At 72.2% G+C, this 17633-nt stretch carries 12 protein-coding genes; 7 read left to right on the forward strand and 5 right to left on the reverse strand.

What is annotated here, in order from left to right; genetic code table 11:
- Nucleotides 1-100 precede the first annotated feature (100 nt).
- Together AC5WRT_RS09880 and AC5WRT_RS09885 are read right to left on the reverse strand one after the other, a co-directional pair.
- Nucleotides 101-592: a hotdog fold thioesterase gene (locus AC5WRT_RS09880; RefSeq protein ID WP_496092582.1), complete on the reverse strand. Its 492-nt coding sequence runs from the start codon at nucleotides 590-592 to the stop codon at nucleotides 101-103.
- 48 nt (nucleotides 593-640) lie between these two features.
- On the reverse strand, nucleotides 641-2953 hold the full coding sequence (locus tag AC5WRT_RS09885) for an FdhF/YdeP family oxidoreductase (protein ID WP_496092583.1): 2313 nt from the start codon (nucleotides 2951-2953) through the stop codon (nucleotides 641-643).
- Nucleotides 2954-3132: 179 nt separating this feature from the next.
- Here AC5WRT_RS09885 and polA point away from each other — a divergent pair, with 179 nt between their 5' ends.
- The gene (gene polA, locus AC5WRT_RS09890; RefSeq protein WP_496092584.1) at nucleotides 3133-5859 is read left to right on the forward strand and encodes a DNA polymerase I; all 2727 of its coding nucleotides are present in this window, start codon (nucleotides 3133-3135) and stop codon (nucleotides 5857-5859) included.
- 624 nt (nucleotides 5860-6483) lie between these two features.
- Nucleotides 6484-6915, forward strand: a complete 432-nt coding sequence (locus tag AC5WRT_RS09895) for a hypothetical protein (RefSeq protein ID WP_496092585.1) — start codon at nucleotides 6484-6486, stop codon at nucleotides 6913-6915.
- Here the strand turns inward: AC5WRT_RS09895 and AC5WRT_RS09900 are convergent.
- On the reverse strand, nucleotides 6812-7693 hold the full coding sequence (locus tag AC5WRT_RS09900) for a DUF4184 family protein (RefSeq protein ID WP_496092586.1): 882 nt from the start codon (nucleotides 7691-7693) through the stop codon (nucleotides 6812-6814). The genes AC5WRT_RS09895 and AC5WRT_RS09900 overlap by 104 nt on opposite strands.
- A 318-nt stretch (nucleotides 7694-8011) precedes the next feature.
- On the opposite strand from AC5WRT_RS09900, the gene AC5WRT_RS09905 reads away from it, so the two are divergent.
- The 3 genes from AC5WRT_RS09905 (at nucleotide 8012) to pgfA (ending at nucleotide 11085) form a co-directional block, all read left to right on the forward strand.
- The gene (locus tag AC5WRT_RS09905; RefSeq protein WP_496100127.1) at nucleotides 8012-9775 is read left to right on the forward strand and encodes a lytic transglycosylase domain-containing protein; all 1764 of its coding nucleotides are present in this window, start codon (nucleotides 8012-8014) and stop codon (nucleotides 9773-9775) included.
- Nucleotides 9776-9930: 155 nt separating this feature from the next.
- On the forward strand, nucleotides 9931-10065 hold the full coding sequence (locus AC5WRT_RS09910) for an SPW_0924 family protein (protein ID WP_496092588.1): 135 nt from the start codon (nucleotides 9931-9933) through the stop codon (nucleotides 10063-10065).
- A gap of 27 nt (nucleotides 10066-10092) precedes the next feature.
- Nucleotides 10093-11085 carry a cell envelope lipid trafficking protein PgfA gene (gene pgfA / locus AC5WRT_RS09915; RefSeq protein ID WP_496092589.1) on the forward strand — a complete coding sequence of 331 codons (993 nt, stop codon included), beginning with the start codon at nucleotides 10093-10095 and terminating at the stop codon, nucleotides 11083-11085.
- On the opposite strand, the gene hrpB is transcribed toward pgfA, so the two are convergent.
- Nucleotides 11075-13600 (reverse strand): ATP-dependent helicase HrpB, encoded by a 2526-nt coding sequence (gene hrpB, locus AC5WRT_RS09920; protein ID WP_496100128.1) that lies wholly within the window; start codon nucleotides 13598-13600, stop codon nucleotides 11075-11077. The genes pgfA and hrpB overlap by 11 nt on opposite strands.
- Nucleotides 13601-13666: 66 nt before the next feature.
- Complete coding sequence (locus tag AC5WRT_RS09925; RefSeq protein WP_496092656.1) at nucleotides 13667-14503, reverse strand: class I SAM-dependent methyltransferase; 837 nt, start codon at nucleotides 14501-14503, stop codon at nucleotides 13667-13669.
- 372 nt (nucleotides 14504-14875) lie between these two features.
- Here AC5WRT_RS09925 and rpsA point away from each other — a divergent pair, with 372 nt between their 5' ends.
- Together rpsA and AC5WRT_RS09935 are read left to right on the forward strand one after the other, a co-directional pair.
- Nucleotides 14876-16366 (forward strand): 30S ribosomal protein S1, encoded by a 1491-nt coding sequence (rpsA, locus tag AC5WRT_RS09930; protein WP_496092591.1) that lies wholly within the window; start codon nucleotides 14876-14878, stop codon nucleotides 16364-16366.
- A gap of 303 nt (nucleotides 16367-16669) precedes the next feature.
- On the forward strand, nucleotides 16670-17608 hold the full coding sequence (locus tag AC5WRT_RS09935) for a PAC2 family protein (protein WP_496092592.1): 939 nt from the start codon (nucleotides 16670-16672) through the stop codon (nucleotides 17606-17608).
- Nucleotides 17609-17633 lie beyond the last annotated feature (25 nt).

The following is a 17633-nucleotide window of genomic DNA, read 5'->3' on the forward strand; positions in this document are numbered from 1 at the left end:
CGGGGGGCAACGGGCCGGTGCGAGCGGGCCGGCCGAGGGCGGGGCCGTCGTGGTCGGCCGGCGGTGCGTGCCCCGGTCGAAGCTCGCGGGCCCGGGCTGGTCAGGCGCCGGCGGGCGGGAGTTGGGCCGCGTCCGCGGGGCGGGCGTCGCGCAGCAGACAGGTCAGCCGGGCGGTGCACACGCGACGGCCCTCCTCGTCCGTGATCACGATCTCGTACGTCGCCGTGGACCGTCCCCGGTGCACCGGCGTCGCCACGCCCGTCACCAGGCCCGAGCGGACCCCCCGGTGGTGCGTGCAGTTCAGGTCCACGCCGACCGCGATCTTCGAGCTGCCGCCGTGCAGCATGGATCCGACCGACCCCAGGGTCTCCGCAAGCACCGCGGAGGCGCCGCCGTGCAGCAGGCCGTACGGCTGGGTGTTGCCCTCCACCGGCATGGTCCCGACGACCTTCTCCGCCGAGGCCTCAAGGATCTGCACACCCATCCGCGTGCCGAGGTGTCCGGCCGAGAACAGGGCGGGCAGGTCGACTCCGAGCGCCGCGTACTCGTCGATGACCTCCTGCGGGAAATGAACTTGCTGCTGCTCACCCATGGGCCCGGCTCCGTTCCTCGTGCGCCTGTCTGCTCACTGAGCAAACGCTCAGTCGGTCGTCGATTGTTCCAGACGGCCGCCCGCGGTGGCGGTGTGACCTTCGAGACGTACGATCACGGACTTGCTGGCCGGAGTGTTGCTGGTGTCGGCGGTGGCGTCGAGCGGGACCAGGACGTTCGTCTCGGGGTAGTACGCCGCCGCGCACCCCCGGGTCGTCGGATAGTGCACGACCCGGAAACCGGGCGCCCGCCGCTCCACACCGTCCTTCCACTCGCTCACCAGGTCGACGTACGCGCCCTCGGCGAACCCGAGCGCCCGCGCGTCCTCGGGGTGCACGAGCACCACCCGCCGGCCGCCGGTGATGCCCCGGTAACGGTCGTCCAGGCCGTAGATCGTGGTGTTGTACTGGTCGTGCGAACGCAGGGTCTGCAACAGCAGCCGGCCCTCGGGCAGTTCGGGGTACTCCACCGGCGCCGCCGTGAAGTTCGCCTTACCGGTGGCGGTCGGGAAACGGCGCTCGTCGCGTGGCGCGTGCGGCAGCGCGAAGCCGCCCGGCCGGGCCACGCGCGCGTTGAAGTCCTCGAAACCGGGGACCACACGCGCGATGCGGTCACGGATCGTTGCGTAGTCCTTCTCGAACTCCTCCCACGGCACGACGCTGCGCTCGCCGAGCACGCGGCGCGCGAGACCGCAGACGATGGCCGGCTCGGACCTCAGATGCGCGCTCGCGGGCGCGAGCCGTCCGCGCGAGGCGTGCACCATGCCCATCGAGTCCTCGACGGTCACGAACTGCTCACCGCCGGTCTGCAGGTCCCGCTCGGTGCGGCCCAGGGTGGGCAGGATCAGGGCACGCGCGCCCGTGACGACGTGCGACCGGTTGAGCTTCGTCGACACGTGCACGGTCAGCCGCGCGCGCCGCATCGCGGCCTCGGTGACCTCGGTGTCGGGGGAGGCGGACACGAAGTTGCCTCCCATGGCGAAGAACACCTTCGCCCCGCCGTCGCGCAGCGCGCGAATCGCCCGTACGACGTCGAAGCCGTGCTCACGCGGCGGCGTGAACCCGAACTCCTTCTCCAGCGCGTCCAGGAAGGCGGGCGCGGGCCGCTCGAAGATCCCCATCGTGCGGTCGCCCTGGACGTTGCTGTGCCCGCGCACCGGGCACACGCCCGCGCCCGGGCGGCCGATGTTGCCGCGCAGCAGCAGGAAGTTGACCACCTCGCGGATGGTCGGCACGGAGTGCTTGTGCTGGGTGAGGCCCATCGCCCAGCAGACGACGGTCCGCTCCGAGGCGAGCGCCATGCCGAGGGCCTGCTCGATCTCCGCGCGCGTGAGGCCGGTGGCCCTGAGCGTCTCGTCCCAGTCGGCGGCACGCGCGACCTCGGCGAACTCCTCGAATCCGTGGGTGTACGCGCGGACGAACTCCTCGTCCACCGCGCCCTCGGTCTCGAGGATCAGCTTGTTGAGGAGGCGGAAGAGGGCCTGGTCGCCGCCGATGCGGATCTGCAGGAACAGATCGGTGAGAGCGGCGCCCTTCAGCAGGCCCTGCGGGGTCTGCGGGTTCTTGAACCGCTCCAGGCCCGCCTCGGGCAGCGGATTCACGCTGATGATCTTCGCGCCGTTCGCCTTGGCCCTCTCCAGCGCGGAGAGCATGCGCGGATGGTTCGTCCCCGGGTTCTGCCCGGCCACGATGATCAGGTCGGCCTTGTACAGGTCCTCCAGCAGGACGCTGCCCTTGCCGATGCCGATGGTCTCGCCGAGCGCCGAGCCGGACGACTCATGGCACATGTTGGAGCAGTCCGGCAGGTTGTTCGTGCCCAGCTCGCGCGCGAACAGCTGGTACAGGAACGCGGCCTCGTTGCTGGTGCGGCCCGAGGTGTAGAAGACGGCCTCGTCGGGGGAGGAGAGGGCGGCGATCTCCTCGGCGACGATGTCGAAGGCACGCTCCCAGCCGACCGGCTCGTAGTGCGTGCCGCCCTCGGGCAGATACATGGGGTGGGTGAGCCGGCCCTGCTGCCCCAGCCAGTACCCGCTCCTGGTCGCCAGGTCGGCGACGGAGTGCGCGGCGAAGAACTCCGGGGTCACCCGGCGCAGGGTGGCCTCCTCGGCGACCGCCTTCGCGCCGTTCTCGCAGAACTCCGCCCGGTGCCGGTGGTCCGGCTCCGGCCAGGCACAGCCCGGGCAGTCGAACCCGTCCTTCTGGTTCACCCGCAGCAGCGTCAGCGCCGTGCGCCGCACACCCATCTGCTGCTGGGCGATGCGCAGCGTGTGACCGATCGCGGGCAGCCCCGCCGCCGCGTGCTTCGGCTCCACGACCTGCGGCGCGTCCTGAACCGGATCACCCTTGGGCGGCTTCGTCGCCATCGCACGCTCCCCTTCGACTGCGTGTGACAAGTACGACGCCGATCCTGCCACGTGGGACCGACGGCCGTGCCCGGCGGGCACACGAGAACCCGGCACGCCGTGTTACGGAGGGAAACCCCGCGCAGCCCCGCTCCCGGCCCCGGACCGCACTGTCAGTGCGGCGTGGCAGGATCGGGGGCGTGGCAGAGACAGCATCGAAGCAGACCGACAAGACCGCCGGCGGCACCCGTCCCCGGCTGATGCTCATGGACGGGCACTCACTGGCCTACCGCGCGTTCTTCGCGCTGCCCGCGGAGAACTTCACGACCGCGACCGGCCAGCCGACGAACGCGATCTACGGCTTCGCGTCGATGCTGGCCAACACCCTGCGGGACGAGGAGCCCACACACTTCGCCGTGGCCTTCGACGTCTCGCGCAGGACCTGGCGCTCGGAGCGGTTCACCGAGTACAAGGCGAACCGCTCCAAGACCCCGGACGAGTTCAAGGGCCAGGTCGAGCTGATCGGCGAGCTGCTCGACGCGATGCACGCCCCCCGCTTCGCCGTCGAGGGGTACGAGGCGGACGACGTCATCGCCACCCTCGCCACCCGGGCCGAGGCCGAGGGCTTCGAGGTGCTGATCGTCACCGGCGACCGCGACTCCTTCCAGCTGGTCACCGACCACATCACGGTGCTCTACCCGACGAAGGGCGTCTCGGAGCTGACCCGGTTCACCCCGGAGAAGGTTTTCGAGAAGTACGGCTTGACGCCCGCGCAGTACCCGGACTTCGCGGCGCTGCGCGGCGACCCGTCCGACAACCTCCCCGGCATCCCCGGCGTGGGCGAGAAGACCGCGGCGAAGTGGATCAACCAGTTCGGCTCGTTCGCGGAGCTGGTCGAGCGGGTCGACGAGGTCAAGGGCAAGGCCGGGCAGAACCTCCGCGACCACCTGGAGTCGGTCAAGCTCAACCGCGTCCTCACCGAACTGGAGCGCCAGGTCGAGCTGCCGAAGTCGGTCGCCGACCTGGAGCGGGCCGCGTACGACCGCAAGGCCGTCGCGGTGGTGCTGGACACCCTCGAGATCCGCAATCCGTCCCTGCGCGAGCGTCTCTTCGCCGTCGACCCGGGCTCCGAGGAGGTGGAGGCCACGCCGCTCGCCACCGACGGCGTGGAGCTGGACGGCAAGATCCTGCGCACCGGCGAGCTGGCGGCCTGGCTCGCCGAGCACGGCGCCGAGACGCTCGGCGTCGCCACCGTCGACGCCTGGGCGCTGGGCGCCGGCTCGGTCGCCGAGGTCGCCCTGGCCGCGGCCGGGGGAGCGGCCGCCTGGTTCGATCCGGCCGAGCTGGACGAGGCCGACGAGAACGCGTTCGCGGCCTGGCTGGCCGACTCCGCCCGCCCCAAGGTGTTCCACAACGCCAAGGGCGCCATGCGGGTCCTCGCCGAGCACGGCTGGTCCGTCGAGGGGGTGACGATGGACACCGCGCTCGCCGCCTACCTGGTCAAGCCGGGCCGCCGTTCCTTCGACCTTGACGCGCTCTCCCTTGAGTACCTGCACCGCGAGCTGGCGCCCGCCGCCGCTGCCGACGGCCAGCTGGCCTTCGGTGCCGACGACGGCGCCGAGGCGGAGGCCCTGATGATCCAGGCCCGCGCGGTCCTCGACCTCGGCGCGGCCTTCGAGGTCCGCCTGGAGGAGGTCGGCGCGGCGGATCTGCTCCGCGACATGGAGCTGCCCACCTCCGCGCTGCTCGCCCGCATGGAGCGGCACGGCATCGCGGCCGACCGCGCGCACCTCGAGGCGATGGAGCAGACGTTCGCGGGCGCGGTGCAGCAGGCCGTGAAGGAGGCGCACGCGGCCGCCGGCCACGAGTTCAACCTGGGCTCGCCCAAGCAGCTCCAGGAGGTCCTCTTCGGTGAGCTGGCGCTGCCGAAGACCAAGAAGACCAAGACCGGCTACACCACCGACGCCGACGCCCTGGCCTGGCTCGCCACCCAGACCGACAACGAACTGCCGGTGATCATGCTCCGCCACCGTGAGCAGGCGAAGCTGCGAGTGACGGTCGAGGGCCTGATCAAGACCATCGCGGGCGACGGCCGTATCCACACCACGTTCAACCAGACGGTGGCCGCGACCGGCCGCCTGTCCTCCACGGACCCGAACCTGCAGAACATCCCGGTCCGCACGGACGAGGGCCGGGCGATCCGGCGCGGGTTCGTGGTCGGCGACGGCTTCGAGTCCCTGATGACCGCCGACTACAGCCAGATCGAACTGCGGGTGATGGCCCACCTCTCGGAGGACGAGGGCCTGATCCGGGCGTTCACCTCCGGCGAGGACCTGCACACCACGGCCGCGTCCCAGGTCTTCGGTGTCGGGCCGGCCGCAGTGGACGCGGAGATGCGCCGCAAGATCAAGGCCATGTCGTACGGCCTGGCCTACGGCCTGTCCGCCTTCGGCCTGTCCCAGCAGCTGAACATCGAGGCGGCTGAGGCACGCGCCCTGATGGACGCGTACTTCGAGCGCTTCGGCGGCGTCCGGGACTACCTGCGCCGCGCGGTCGAGGAAGCACGCGCGACGGGCTACACGGCGACGCTCTTCGGCCGCCGCCGGTACCTGCCGGACCTCAACAGCGACAACCGCCAGCGCCGCGAGGCGGCCGAGCGCATGGCCCTCAACGCGCCCATCCAGGGCACGGCGGCGGACATCGTCAAGATCGCCATGCTCAAGGTGGACAGCGCGCTGCGGGCGGCGGACCTGAAGTCCCGCATGCTCCTCCAGGTCCACGACGAAATCGTCCTGGAGATCGCCCCCGGCGAGCGCGCCGCCGCCGAGCAGATCGTCCGCCGGGAAATGTCCAGCGCCGTCCGGCTCCGAGCCCCCCTGGACGTCTCGGTCGGCGTGGGCCGGGACTGGGAGTCGGCAGCCCACTAGGGCGTGTTTCGAAAGTAGCGTCGTCCGCCCGGAGGGCGGGGTCCGCGGCGTCTGGTGCGGTGCATCGCAAGGCGGAGGGTCGTCCTCGTACCGGGCGTACGGGGACGATCCCGACAACGCGGCGAGGTGCCGTGCCAGACGCCGCGGACCAGACGGGACTTTCGAAACACGCCTTAGGTGTACTCGGTCAGGACTTTGGTGACAGTCGGCTGATCGGGGCCGGCCTGCGAGCGCGGTGTGTCGGCGTCCGGGCCCTGCCGTCGAACTCCCGTCGTCCGCCCGAAGGGTGGGCGGGAGTTCGACGGGCCCAGAACGCGGCACCCCTCCGTCACTTACGCACCCCTTCCAGCCACGACCAGCGACGACACGCACCGTTTCCCCGCCGGTCCCGGCAGTGAGGATCCCGCCGCGACGGCGTCCAGCCTCCGCGATGCATCCCGGCGGCGCCGATCCCACCGATCACCCCCCGGATCCGGCCGACCCGCCACCCGGTCCCCCACCCCGGATCAGCACAGAACCCCCGCGCCCTCCCTCGGCAAATCGGCCGGACCCCCGGAGGGAACCGTCACTCACGTGGCCCCCGCCAAAACGCCCCTCCACCCACCACCGCGCAAAACTGCGGGCATGGGTATACGCATGCTTCACCGCCGGACGCCCGAGGCAGACATTCGGGCCTGGGCGGACACCGCCTCGGCGCAGGCCATGGTCGCCTCGCCGGTCCCGGCCCTCGCGGCCGACGCAAGCACCGCCCGCATCCCCGCCGAGCTCACCGCGACCGTCCGCAGGGCCGCCTCGGACCTGCGGCACAGGCTCACCGGCCTGACCACGCACGCGGACCGCGCCCCCGACTGGCGCCAGTGGGGCGACCTCGCCCGCGGCTACCTCGCCCTCGCGCTCGCCGCGCTCCCGAGACCGCGCCGCCGGCACACCCTCACGGTCTTCGTCGCGTCTCTCACCGAGCGGCCGGCCGCCCCCGCCCCGCACCGGCCACCCCACCGGGACCAGCGGGAACACGGAGATCGTCGGGACCGTCCGGACCCCGGCGCCACGCCCTGACCCCGCCGGCGTACAGCGCCAGCCCCAGGACCAGCCCGGCGCCCGCCCCGAAGCACAAGGTGGGGATCAGTTCCCACGGCCGCTCCGGCGCCCCCGTGGGCGCCCACCAGCGCGCCGCCCGCTGCACCGCCGCGGCCACCGCACACCCGCCGATCACCGCGCAGGCCCACCACCGGTCCCGCGAGGACAGCACCGGCACCCCCACCGGCTCCCCGCCCGGCGCACGCCGTAGCGCCCGCGCGGCGAACACCGCGATCGCCACCGCGCCCGCCGCGGACGAGCCGTACTGCAGCCAGGTGAACAGCGGCATGCCCGCCACCCGGTCCCGCCCGACGGCCGGAATCAGCCGCGTCCCCCACCGCCCCTGATGGGTGAAGGCGTCCCACACCACATGGGTCAGCGCGCCCAGCACCGCGGAGACGTACCACCGCAGCACCGTGGCGGCGCCCGCACGCGCGCGTGGCGCACCGCAGCGCAGCAGCACGGCCGGACGCCCCTGCCGGCCCCTGGGCAGCAGCGCGAGCAGCGGCTCGCGGACCAGCAGCCACAGGCCCACCAACGCCCAGGAGATGGGCACGTCGATCGTGCAGACCCCGCCGAGGGCGTGCGTGACCGCGCCGAGTTCCATCCCGCCCGGAAGGACGTTCGCCGCATAGAACGGCATGTCGGGCGCGAAGGATCCCGCGACGAGCACCGCCGGCACCAGTGGGCCGCGTCCGGTGCCGTCCCGGCGGACCGCGGGCAGGACGGCCGCGGCATGGCTGAGCGTGAACGGCAACGGGGCCCCCGGGAGCGGTCGTCGGCCGCGGTGTGCGAACCGGTGATCAGGCCGGTCCAGTATGCGGGCTCGCTCGCCCGGACCCGTCTGCGGCAGCGCGAGTTGACCATCCGGTGAGAACGGGCTTGAACGGGTCCCGACAGGCAGCAAGTTGTCGTAGGGTCACCTGCGGTGCCGTGCCGGACGCATGGCCGAAACTCACGTCACACCGCGAAAAGGACGCCACAGGGGGCAACCGGAACACCGAGGCAACCGTCACACCACAGCGAGACACACAGACGGAGACGGGCGCACGGCGTCCACGGGAGGGTTCACTCGATGGCGGCGCATTTCGGAAGGCGGCTGCGCAAGGGGGCGGCGACCACCGCCGTGGCCGCGGCGGCGGTCGCGGCTCTGTCGGCGTCCCAGGCTCCGGGAATGCCCGGCGAGGACCACGGCAGACAGGCGACGGCCGGTGCCTCCGCACCCGTGCCCGACGCGACCTCCGACGGCAACGCCACCGGCAACTCGCCGTACTACACGGACCTGCCGCCGCTCAACAGCCCCGAGCCCAGCCCCTCGCCGAGCGCGACCGGCACCCCGGTCGCCCAGGGCGACGCCGAGGCCGGCATCCCGGCGACGGTCCTCGACGCCTACAAGAAGGCCGAGGCCGCACTGCGTTCCTCCAAGCCCGGCTGCAACCTGCCCTGGCAGCTGCTCGCCGCGATCGGCAAGGTCGAGTCGGGCCAGGCCGAGGGCGGCCGGGTCGATGCGGACGGCACCACGATCGGCAGGATCCTGGGCCCGGCGCTCGACGGCAACGGCTTCGCACTGATCAAGGACACCGACCACGGCCTCTACGACGGCAACACCGCGTACGACCAGGCCGTCGGCCCCATGCAGTTCATCCCGTCGACCTGGGCCTGGGCCGGCCGTGACGGCAACGGCGACGGCAAGAAGGACCCCAACAACGTCTACGACGCCGCCCTCGCCGCGGGCCACTACCTGTGCCGCAACGGCTGGGACCTCTCCCGCGAGGACGACCTGCACAGCGCGATCCTCAGCTACAACGACTCGCAGGACTACCTGAACACCGTCCTGTCGTGGCTGGAGTACTACCGCAAGGGCACCCACTCCGTGCCCGACGGCACCGGCAGCGTGCCCACCCACCGCAGCGACGACGGCTCCCCGCGCGCCAAGTCCCCGAAGCACACGAAACCGCCGAAGACCAAGCCGGCCCCGAAGCCGGATCCCAAGCCCAGCAACCCCGGGAACGGCAGCCCCCGCCCGACGCCGCCGAAGCCGCCCGCCCCGCCGACGACCCCGCCGACCACCACCGACACCGTGGACCACCTGGTGGACGCGGACACGGCCGAGCTCACCGCGATGGCCGGGCACGCCTTCGACCAGCGGATCGGCACCCGCGCCGAGACCAAGGCCGGCAAGTCCGTCGCCAAGGTCAGGATCCGGTTCACCATCTCCGGGGACACCGACGCCACCTTCGCCGGCGGCGAGACCGTGGCCACGGTCGCCACCGACGCCCAGGGTGTCGCCCTCGCACCGGCGCTCCAGGCGGGCGAGAAGACCGGCGACTTCAAGGTCACCGCCGCCCTTGTGGGCCGCTCGGTCAAGGCCGTCGGCTACACGGCCACGGTCACCCCGCGCGCCGCCGACGCCCTGGCCCGCACCAGCGACGCCCCGCTGACCTGCACCCCGGGCGGCGAGTTCGCCGACCAGGTCCAGGTGAAGGCGACGTACAAGGGCGCCGTCGCCGACAAGGTCGCGGCCACCGCCACCCTGATCAAGTCCGACACGGACGCGACCGAGAACGACAAGGGCCCGTACTTCAAGGACGCCGACGGCAAGCCCGTACGCACGCTCACCGGCCTCCAGACGGACGCCGAGGGCCTGCTGACCCTGCCCGAGCTGTACGCGGACGACACCACCGGCACCTTCCTGCTCCGCATCACCACGACCGGGGGAGCGACGCTGACCGTGGAGTTGCAGGTCGCCGCCGCGGACCCCACGACGAGCCCGTCCCCGTCCCCGTCCCCGTCCCCGTCCCCGTCCCCGTCCCCGTCCCCGAGCCCCTCCGCCTCCTGACAGCGCACAACCGGCAGGGCGCCCTCCACCGCATCGGGGGGTGCCCTGCTTCGTGCGTGCACCGCTGTTCTCATCTCACCAGCCCGTTGCTACGGTGCCGACCTGACGACCCATCAGGAACTCGAGAGGGCACGACCGTCCGCCCGGAGGCCCGTATGCGCGCCCTGATCGCCGCCGCGACCGGTCTCGCCCTCGCGTTCGCCCTGGTCCTGGCGATCACCGCCATGGGCGCGCCGACGGGCCGGACTTCCCCGAAGCCGCTGCTGACGACCGTGCCCTCGCATCCGTAGCCGCGCCCGTCCGCGAGGAGGCCTTCCATGCGCCGCACGGCAAGCCTGGTCCTGCTCGCCTGTGCCGTCTTCTGCGCGGCGCTGTCCCCGCTGATGCGCTGGTACGCCTTCCCACGCCTGGCCAGGATCCCCGCGAACCAGTACCAGACCATGGTGCTGGAGGCCAAGGGGGCCACCCTCCTCGACTACGGCACCATGCGCGCGAAGAAGGTCTCCGAGGTCACCATCGTGCAGACCCTCAAGGGCGACGTGGCGGCCGCGAAGAGGATCGGGAGGACGGCGGGCCGGCCGGTCGTCGTCTGGGACGGCCTGTCCTACGTCCAGGGCCCCGACGGCAAGATGGTCTCCGAGGTGCCCGAGCGGTACATCTTCGACGCCCACAGCCAGGACCCCGTGCACGCCACCGGCGAGACGGTCGACGGCGACCCGGTCACCCGGCAGGGCATCGAGTTCAAATGGCCCTTCCTGACCCAGAAACGCGACTACGAGTACTTCGACGCCCAGACCCGCACCACCCGTCCCATCCACTACAGGGGCACGCGGACCTTCCGCGGTCTGACGGTGTACTTCTTCGAACAGACCATCCCCTGGACCAAGGTCCCCATGCCGAAGACCATGCCCGTGCGGGGCATCACCCCCGAGTCGGTCGCCAGGACAGGAACGACCCGCTGGTACAGCACGGTCCGCAGGTTCTGGGTGGAGCCGGTCACCGGCGCGCCCGTCTACGGCGAGGAACTCCACAGGGAGGAACTGCGCGGCGGCACCCTGCTCGGCGGCCGGGACAGGGTCACGGCGTTCGCCGGGGACGTGAGGATGCGCGAGGACTACATCCGGCACACGGTCGCCCTGGTCAGGCACAACCGCACCCTGGTCCTGACGCTCACCTCGTACGTCCCCTGCGGCTCGCTGACCGTGGGAGCCCTGCTCCTGGCCCTCTCCCTCGGACTGGAGGCCCGCGCCCGCCGTCCCCGGGACCCGGCCGCCGCGGAACCGGCCGAACCCGAACCGGTCAGCGCCTGAGCCGCGCGTTGGTGTGCCGGGTCGGCTCCGCCGTCGTCGGGTCCTCGGGCCACGGATGCTTCGGGTACCGGCCGCGCAGTTCGGCCCGTACGGCCTGGTAGCCGTCCTTCCAGAAGGAGGCGAGGTCGGCCGTGACGGCGGCGGGCCGCCCGGCGGGGGAGAGCAGATGCACGAGCAGCGGTACGCCCGCCACCGTCGGAGTCCGGTCCAGCCCGAACATCTCCTGCAGTTTGACGGCGAGCACCGGCCGCTGGGGATCCCGGTAGTCGATCCGGACTCCGGAGCCACTCGGTACGGTGATCCGCTCGGGCGCCAGTTCGTCCAGCCGTCCGGCTTCCCCGCTCGCCCAGGGCAGCAGCCGCGCGAGCGCCTGCCCGGCGTCGATCCGCCCGAGATCCGCCCGCCGGCGGCACCTGCTCAGCTCCGGCTCCAGCCACACCTCCACGCCGGCGTGCAGCGCGTCGTCGGACACGTCCGGCCAGGGCTCACCGAGGTGAGCGTGCAAGAACGCGAGCCGCTGCCGCAGCACCTGCGCCTCCGCCGGCCGGCGCAGCAGCCCGAGCCCCTCCTGCCGCAGCCCTTCCAGCAGGGCCCCGCGTACGAGCGACGGGTCGGTGTGACTCAGCGGCTGTACGGCCAGCTCGATGGCGCCGAGCCGTTCGACGTGCCGGGCCGCGACGTCCCCGCCGGCCCAGTGCACCTCGTCCCGCTCCTCTCGCAGCGCCCCGGCGGCGGCCCGCGCCACGTCCTCGGTCACCGCGGCCCCGGACAGAACACGGGCGTGCCCCTTCCCGGCCGGCCGATCGGCGGCGGCGACGACGATCCAGGGAGCACCCCGCAGGGCGGAACCCTCGGACAGCTCGGCCCGGGTCCCGGAGGCCATGAGATACGACCCACCGTCCAGCCTGGCGACCCGCTCAGGAAAGGCGAGCGCGGCAACGAGCGCAGTGAGCCTGTCCTCACCGGTGCCGGGTCCGGCCCCGACGGCGCCTTCCGACCGGAGGTCACGAGCGGGGGCGTGGGAAAGCTCCGCCGTCGCCGCCCGCAGCCGCCGTACCTCCGCAGCCCACCGCGCACCGTAGGCGTCACCCCCACGCCGCGCACGGCGCAACGCACCCGCGAGATCGTCCCCGTAGTCCCGTGGCACCTCTTCCGAGAGCAGGGCGACGACCTCCGCACCCTCGCCGGCGGTGTCCAGCAGCGCCCGCCCGAGCCGGGGGTGCACCCCCAGCCGAGCCAGCCGCACACCTGCCGAAGTCGCCCGGCCGGCGGAGTCCACCGCCCCCACCGCCGCCAGAGCGGAGCGCGCCGCCGCCATCGCCCCGCCCGGCGGGGGATCGAGCAGCGCCAGCCCGGAGGCGTCCGGATCGCCCCAGCAGGCTGCCTGCAGGGCGAAGGCGGTGAGGTCGGCCACCTTGATCTCCGGGGCCGGAAAGGCCGGCAGGCGGACGTCCTCGGCCTCCGTCCAGCACCGGTACACACAGCCCGGCGCCTCACGCCCGGCCCGCCCCGCCCGCTGGCGCCCGGCCGCCCGCGACGCCCGTACCGTCGTCAGCCCGCTCAGCCCCCGCGCGTGGTCCACCCGCGGTTCCCGCGCCAGCCCGGAGTCCACCACCACGCGCACCCCGGGCACGGTCAGCGAGGACTCCGCAACCGAGGTCGCCAGCACCACCCGGCGCCGGTCCCCGGGGGCCAGCACCGCGTCCTGCACGGCGGCCGGGGCCCGCCCGTGCACCTGGAGCACATCGACACCGTCCAGTTCGCCGAGCTGCCCGGCCACCCGCGCGATCTCTCCCACTCCGGGCAGGAAGCACAGCACGTCCCCGCCCCGCTCGGCCAACGCCCGCCGCACCACCGACGCCACGTGCGTCAGCAGCGCCGGATCGACACGCATCCCGTGCGGTGGCCGTACCGGACGCGTCGGAGGCGCCCACACCACCTCCACCGGATGCGCGACGCCTGCCGCCTCGACCACCGGCGCCCCGCCCAGCAGCCGCGCCCAACCCCCGGCATCGGTCGTCGCCGACGCGGCCACCAGCCGCAGCTCGGGCCGCAGGGTCTGCCGTACGTCCCACAGGAACGCGGCCGCCGTGTCGGCGTCCAGGCGACGCTCATGGCACTCGTCGAGGACGACGACGTCGACGCCCGGCAGCTCCTGGTCCCGCTGCAGCCGCTGCAGCAGCACACCGGTCGTCACGACCTCCACGCGCGTGTGCCGCCCCACGACACGCTCGCCGCGCACCGTGAAGCCGACGCCGTCGCCCGGCTTCTCGCCCAGCAGCCACGCCATCCGCCGGGCCGCCGCCCGCGCCGCGATCCGGCGCGGCTCGGCCACCACGACCCGCCGCGCGGGCCCGCCGCCGGTCAGCCCCGCCAGCACGAGCGGCACCAGCGTCGTCTTGCCGGTGCCGGGCGGCGCCACCAGCACGGCGGTGCCGCCGGCGTCCAGGGCGTCGGTCAGGGCGGGCAGGGCGCGGCGCACGGGCAGCGCGTCCAGGGCGTCGTAACGGATCACGCCCCCAGTGTCGTACGAGGGCGGAGCGTCGTTGACGCACGCATGCGCGTGCACAGAGGCAGGGTGTCAGTCGCGCTCGCACACGAAGATCGCCGTCCCCGGGATCAGAGTGCCCCGCAGCGGGGACCAGCCGCCCCACTCCGCGGTGTTCCAGGCCGGCCACTCCGGCTCCACCAGATCCACCAGCCGGAAGCCGGACGCCACGATGTCCCGGACGCGGTCGCCGAGCGTCCTGTGGTGCTCGACGTAGACCGCGCGGCCCTGCTCGTCCTGCTCCACGTAGGGCGTGCGGTCGAAGTAGGAGGCGGACACCGACAGGCCCTCGGGACCCGGCTCGTCCGGGAACGCCCAGCGGATCGGATGCGTCACCGAGAAGACGAACCGGCCGCCCTGCCGCAGTACCCGGCGCACCTCGCGCAGCACCAGCCGTGGATCGGCGACGAAGGGCAGCGCCCCGTACGCCGAGCAGGCCAGGTCGAAGGAGCCGTCCGCGAAGGGCAGCGCACCGGCGTCCGCACAGACCAGCGGAAACGATCCGCCGATCCGCAGGGCGTGCTGGAGCTGACGGTGCGAGAGATCCAGCGCAACCGGGCGGGCGCCCTGGGCGGCCAGCCAGCGCGCGCACTGCGCCGCGCCCGCGCCGATCTCCAGGACCTCCTTGCCCTTCAGGTCCTCCAGCGGTCCGAGCAGCCGCGCCTCCACCTCGTCCAGGCCCTCCGGGCCCCACACGAAGCGGTCGTCGCCGAGGAACGTGCCGTGCTCGACCTGGTACTCGTCCGCGTTGCGGTCCCACCAGCCCCGGTTGGCCCGTGCGCTCTCCGTGACACCGGCGTCACGGCGTGTCGCCTCCGGCTCGGACGTCTCGGCTCCTTCGGGCTCGTACGCTTCCGGCTCTTGGATGATCGGCTCCCTCGTCGTACTCTTCCGTGCAACCCGCCAGGGTCCGTCACGGAGGCGGTCCCCCCGGCCTGCCTGGCCTCCAGGGACGTTTCTTCTGCCGGTTATGGGGTCATCTGCCCCCGGTGTGCGCCTTCGCGCATTGACCCTGTCCGGCTGCCCCCGTATGCTACAAGTTGCGCTGCGAGCCTGCGCACCTCAGACGTAGCAGGCTGCGCTCGCATCTGTTGTATGTCCCCTCGGTTGTCGAGGCGCCACCGGGCACCCGGTGTCCGCAAGGTGGCGCTTCCTTGGCTGTCCGGCTTCTGCAGAGCGAAACGGGCTCCCGGCGTAAGCAGTACCTACGACTTCAATGTCCGTACCGGAGCCCTTTCCCACATGACGAGCAGCACCGAGACCACCGCCACCACCCCGCAGGTAGCGGTCAACGACATCGGTAACGAGGAAGCCTTCCTCGCAGCGATCGACGAGACGATCAAGTACTTCAACGACGGCGACATCGTCGACGGCGTCATCGTGAAGGTCGACCGGGACGAGGTCCTGCTCGACATCGGTTACAAGACCGAAGGTGTCATCCCGAGCCGCGAGCTCTCGATCAAGCACGACGTCGACCCGAACGAGGTCGTGGCCGTCGGCGACGAGATCGAGGCTCTTGTCCTTCAGAAGGAGGACAAGGAAGGCCGCCTGATCCTCTCGAAGAAGCGCGCCCAGTACGAGCGTGCCTGGGGCACCATCGAGAAGATCAAGGAAGAGGACGGCATCGTCACCGGTACCGTCATCGAGGTCGTCAAGGGTGGTCTCATCCTCGACATCGGCCTCCGCGGCTTCCTCCCGGCCTCCCTGGTCGAGATGCGCCGCGTCCGCGATCTCCAGCCGTACGTCGGCAAGGAGCTCGAGGCCAAGATCATCGAGCTGGACAAGAACCGCAACAACGTGGTCCTGTCCCGCCGTGCCTGGCTCGAGCAGACCCAGTCCGAGGTCCGCCAGACGTTCCTCACGACCCTGCAGAAGGGTCAGGTCCGCTCCGGCGTCGTCTCCTCGATCGTCAACTTCGGTGCCTTCGTGGACCTGGGTGGCGTCGACGGCCTGGTCCACGTCTCCGAGCTGTCCTGGAAGCACATCGACCACCCGTCCGAGGTCGTCGAGGTCGGCCAGGAGGTCACCGTCGAGGTCCTCGACGTCGACATGGACCGCGAGCGCGTCTCCCTGTCGCTGAAGGCGACCCAGGAAGACCCGTGGCAGCAGTTCGCCCGCACCCACCAGATCGGCCAGGTCGTGCCCGGCAAGGTCACGAAGCTGGTGCCGTTCGGTGCGTTCGTCCGCGTGGACGAGGGCATCGAGGGTCTGGTCCACATCTCCGAGCTGGCCGAGCGCCACGTGGAGATCCCGGAGCAGGTCGTCCAGGTCAACGACGAGATCTTCGTCAAGGTCATCGACATCGACCTCGAGCGCCGCCGCATCAGCCTCTCGCTGAAGCAGGCCAACGAGTCCTTCGGTGCCGACCCGTCCGCGGTCGAGTTCGACCCGACCCTGTACGGCATGGCCGCGTCCTACGACGACCAGGGCAACTACATCTACCCCGAGGGCTTCGACCCGGAGACCAACGACTGGCTGCCGGGCTACGAGAAGCAGCGCGAGGAGTGGGAGCGCCAGTACGCCGAGGCGCAGACCCGCTTCGAGCAGCACCAGCAGCAGGTCATCAAGTCCCGCGAGGCCGACGCGGCTGCCGCCGCCGAGGGCGGCGAGGCCGCGGCTCCGGCCGCGACCGGCGGTTCGTACTCCTCCGAGGGTGCCGACCAGTCCGGCGCCCTGGCCTCGGACGAGGCGCTGGCCGCGCTGCGCGAGAAGCTGGCCGGCGGCCAGAGCTGAACGCTGCCGCTGAGGCCTAGCCGATAGCTGGTTCTGAGGGGCCGTACCTTTCGGGGTGCGGCCCCTCAGACGTGTTCGGGGATCTGCCGTCGTTCGGCCGCGGCTGGTCTGCGGCTGCGTGGCGCCCACGCGTCGCAGCCGCACGTCGATACGGCCCGCGCCCCCGGTGAATCGTCGCGTCCCCGCCGACGAGGCCGCCCGTGCAGGCGACCGCCCGTGAGATCCCTGATCAGCGGCGTGTCGCGGGAATGCGGTCGATCCAGGGCGCGTTGACCATGTCGAACACGAGGAGGAGCGGTCACAGTGCTTGATCCGCAGGGTTTGTACGCATGGGAGCCGAAGGGCCTCGCCGTGGTGGACATGGCGCTCGCCCAGGAGTCGGCCGGCCTTGTCATGCTCTACCACTTCGACGGATACATCGACGCGGGCGAGACCGGCGACCAGATCGTCGACCGGCTGCTCGACTCACTGCCCCACCAGCTCGTCGCCCGATTCGACCACGACCGGCTCGTGGACTACCGGGCGCGCAGGCCCCTGCTGACCTTCCAGCGGGACCGCTGGACCGACTACGAGGTCCCGGCCATCGAGGTCCGCCTCGTCCAGGACACCACGGGCGCCCCCTTCCTGCTGCTCTCGGGTCCCGAACCGGACGTGGAGTGGGAGCGTTTCGCAGCGGCCGTCCAGCAGATCGTGGAGCGGCTCGGTGTCCGCCTTTCCGTGAACTTCCACGGCATCCCCATGGGCGTACCGCACACCCGCCCGGTCGGCCTCACCCCGCACGGCAACCGCACCGACCTCGTCCCGGGCCACCGCAGCCCCTTCGAGGAGGCACAGGTGCCCGGCAGCGCCGAGTCGCTCGTGGAGTACCGCCTGATGGAGGCCGGCCACGACGTGCTGGGCGTCGCCGCGCACGTCCCGCACTACATCGCCCGCTCGCCGTACCCGGACGCCGCCCTGACTGTTCTCGAGGCCGTCACGGCCGCCACCGGGCTGGTGCTGCCGACGGTCGCGCACGCGCTGCGCGCGGACGCGTACCGCACGCAGACGGAGATCGACCGGCAGATCCGGGAGGGCGACGAGGAGCTGACCGCGCTCGTCCAGGGCCTGGAGCACCAGTACGACGCCGCCGCGGGCGCCGAGACCCGGGGCAACATGCTCGCCGAGCCCGTGGAGATCCCGTCGGCCGACGAGATCGGGCGCGAGTTCGAGCGGTTCCTGGCGGAGCGCGAGGGCGACGGCTGACCACCGCCGGGCCCGCTCTCGGTGG

It is taken from the genome of Streptomyces sp. NTD91, from assembly GCF_059510455.1.

Excerpts from the sequence above, each read along its gene's own strand:
- AC5WRT_RS09910 (WP_496092588.1), top strand. The coding sequence starts at position 9,931 with ATGCGCGCCCTGATCGCCGCCGCGACCGGTCTCGCCCTCGCGTTCGCC.
- AC5WRT_RS09895 (WP_496092585.1), top strand. The coding sequence starts at position 6,484 with ATGGGTATACGCATGCTTCACCGCCGGACGCCCGAGGCAGACATTCGG.
- AC5WRT_RS09880 (WP_496092582.1), bottom strand. The coding sequence starts at position 592 with ATGGGTGAGCAGCAGCAAGTTCATTTCCCGCAGGAGGTCATCGACGAG.
- AC5WRT_RS09885 (WP_496092583.1), bottom strand. The coding sequence starts at position 2,953 with ATGGCGACGAAGCCGCCCAAGGGTGATCCGGTTCAGGACGCGCCGCAG.
- pgfA (WP_496092589.1), top strand. The coding sequence starts at position 10,093 with ATGCGCCGCACGGCAAGCCTGGTCCTGCTCGCCTGTGCCGTCTTCTGC.
- rpsA (WP_496092591.1), top strand. The coding sequence starts at position 14,876 with ATGACGAGCAGCACCGAGACCACCGCCACCACCCCGCAGGTAGCGGTC.
- AC5WRT_RS09905 (WP_496100127.1), top strand. The coding sequence starts at position 8,012 with ATGGCGGCGCATTTCGGAAGGCGGCTGCGCAAGGGGGCGGCGACCACC.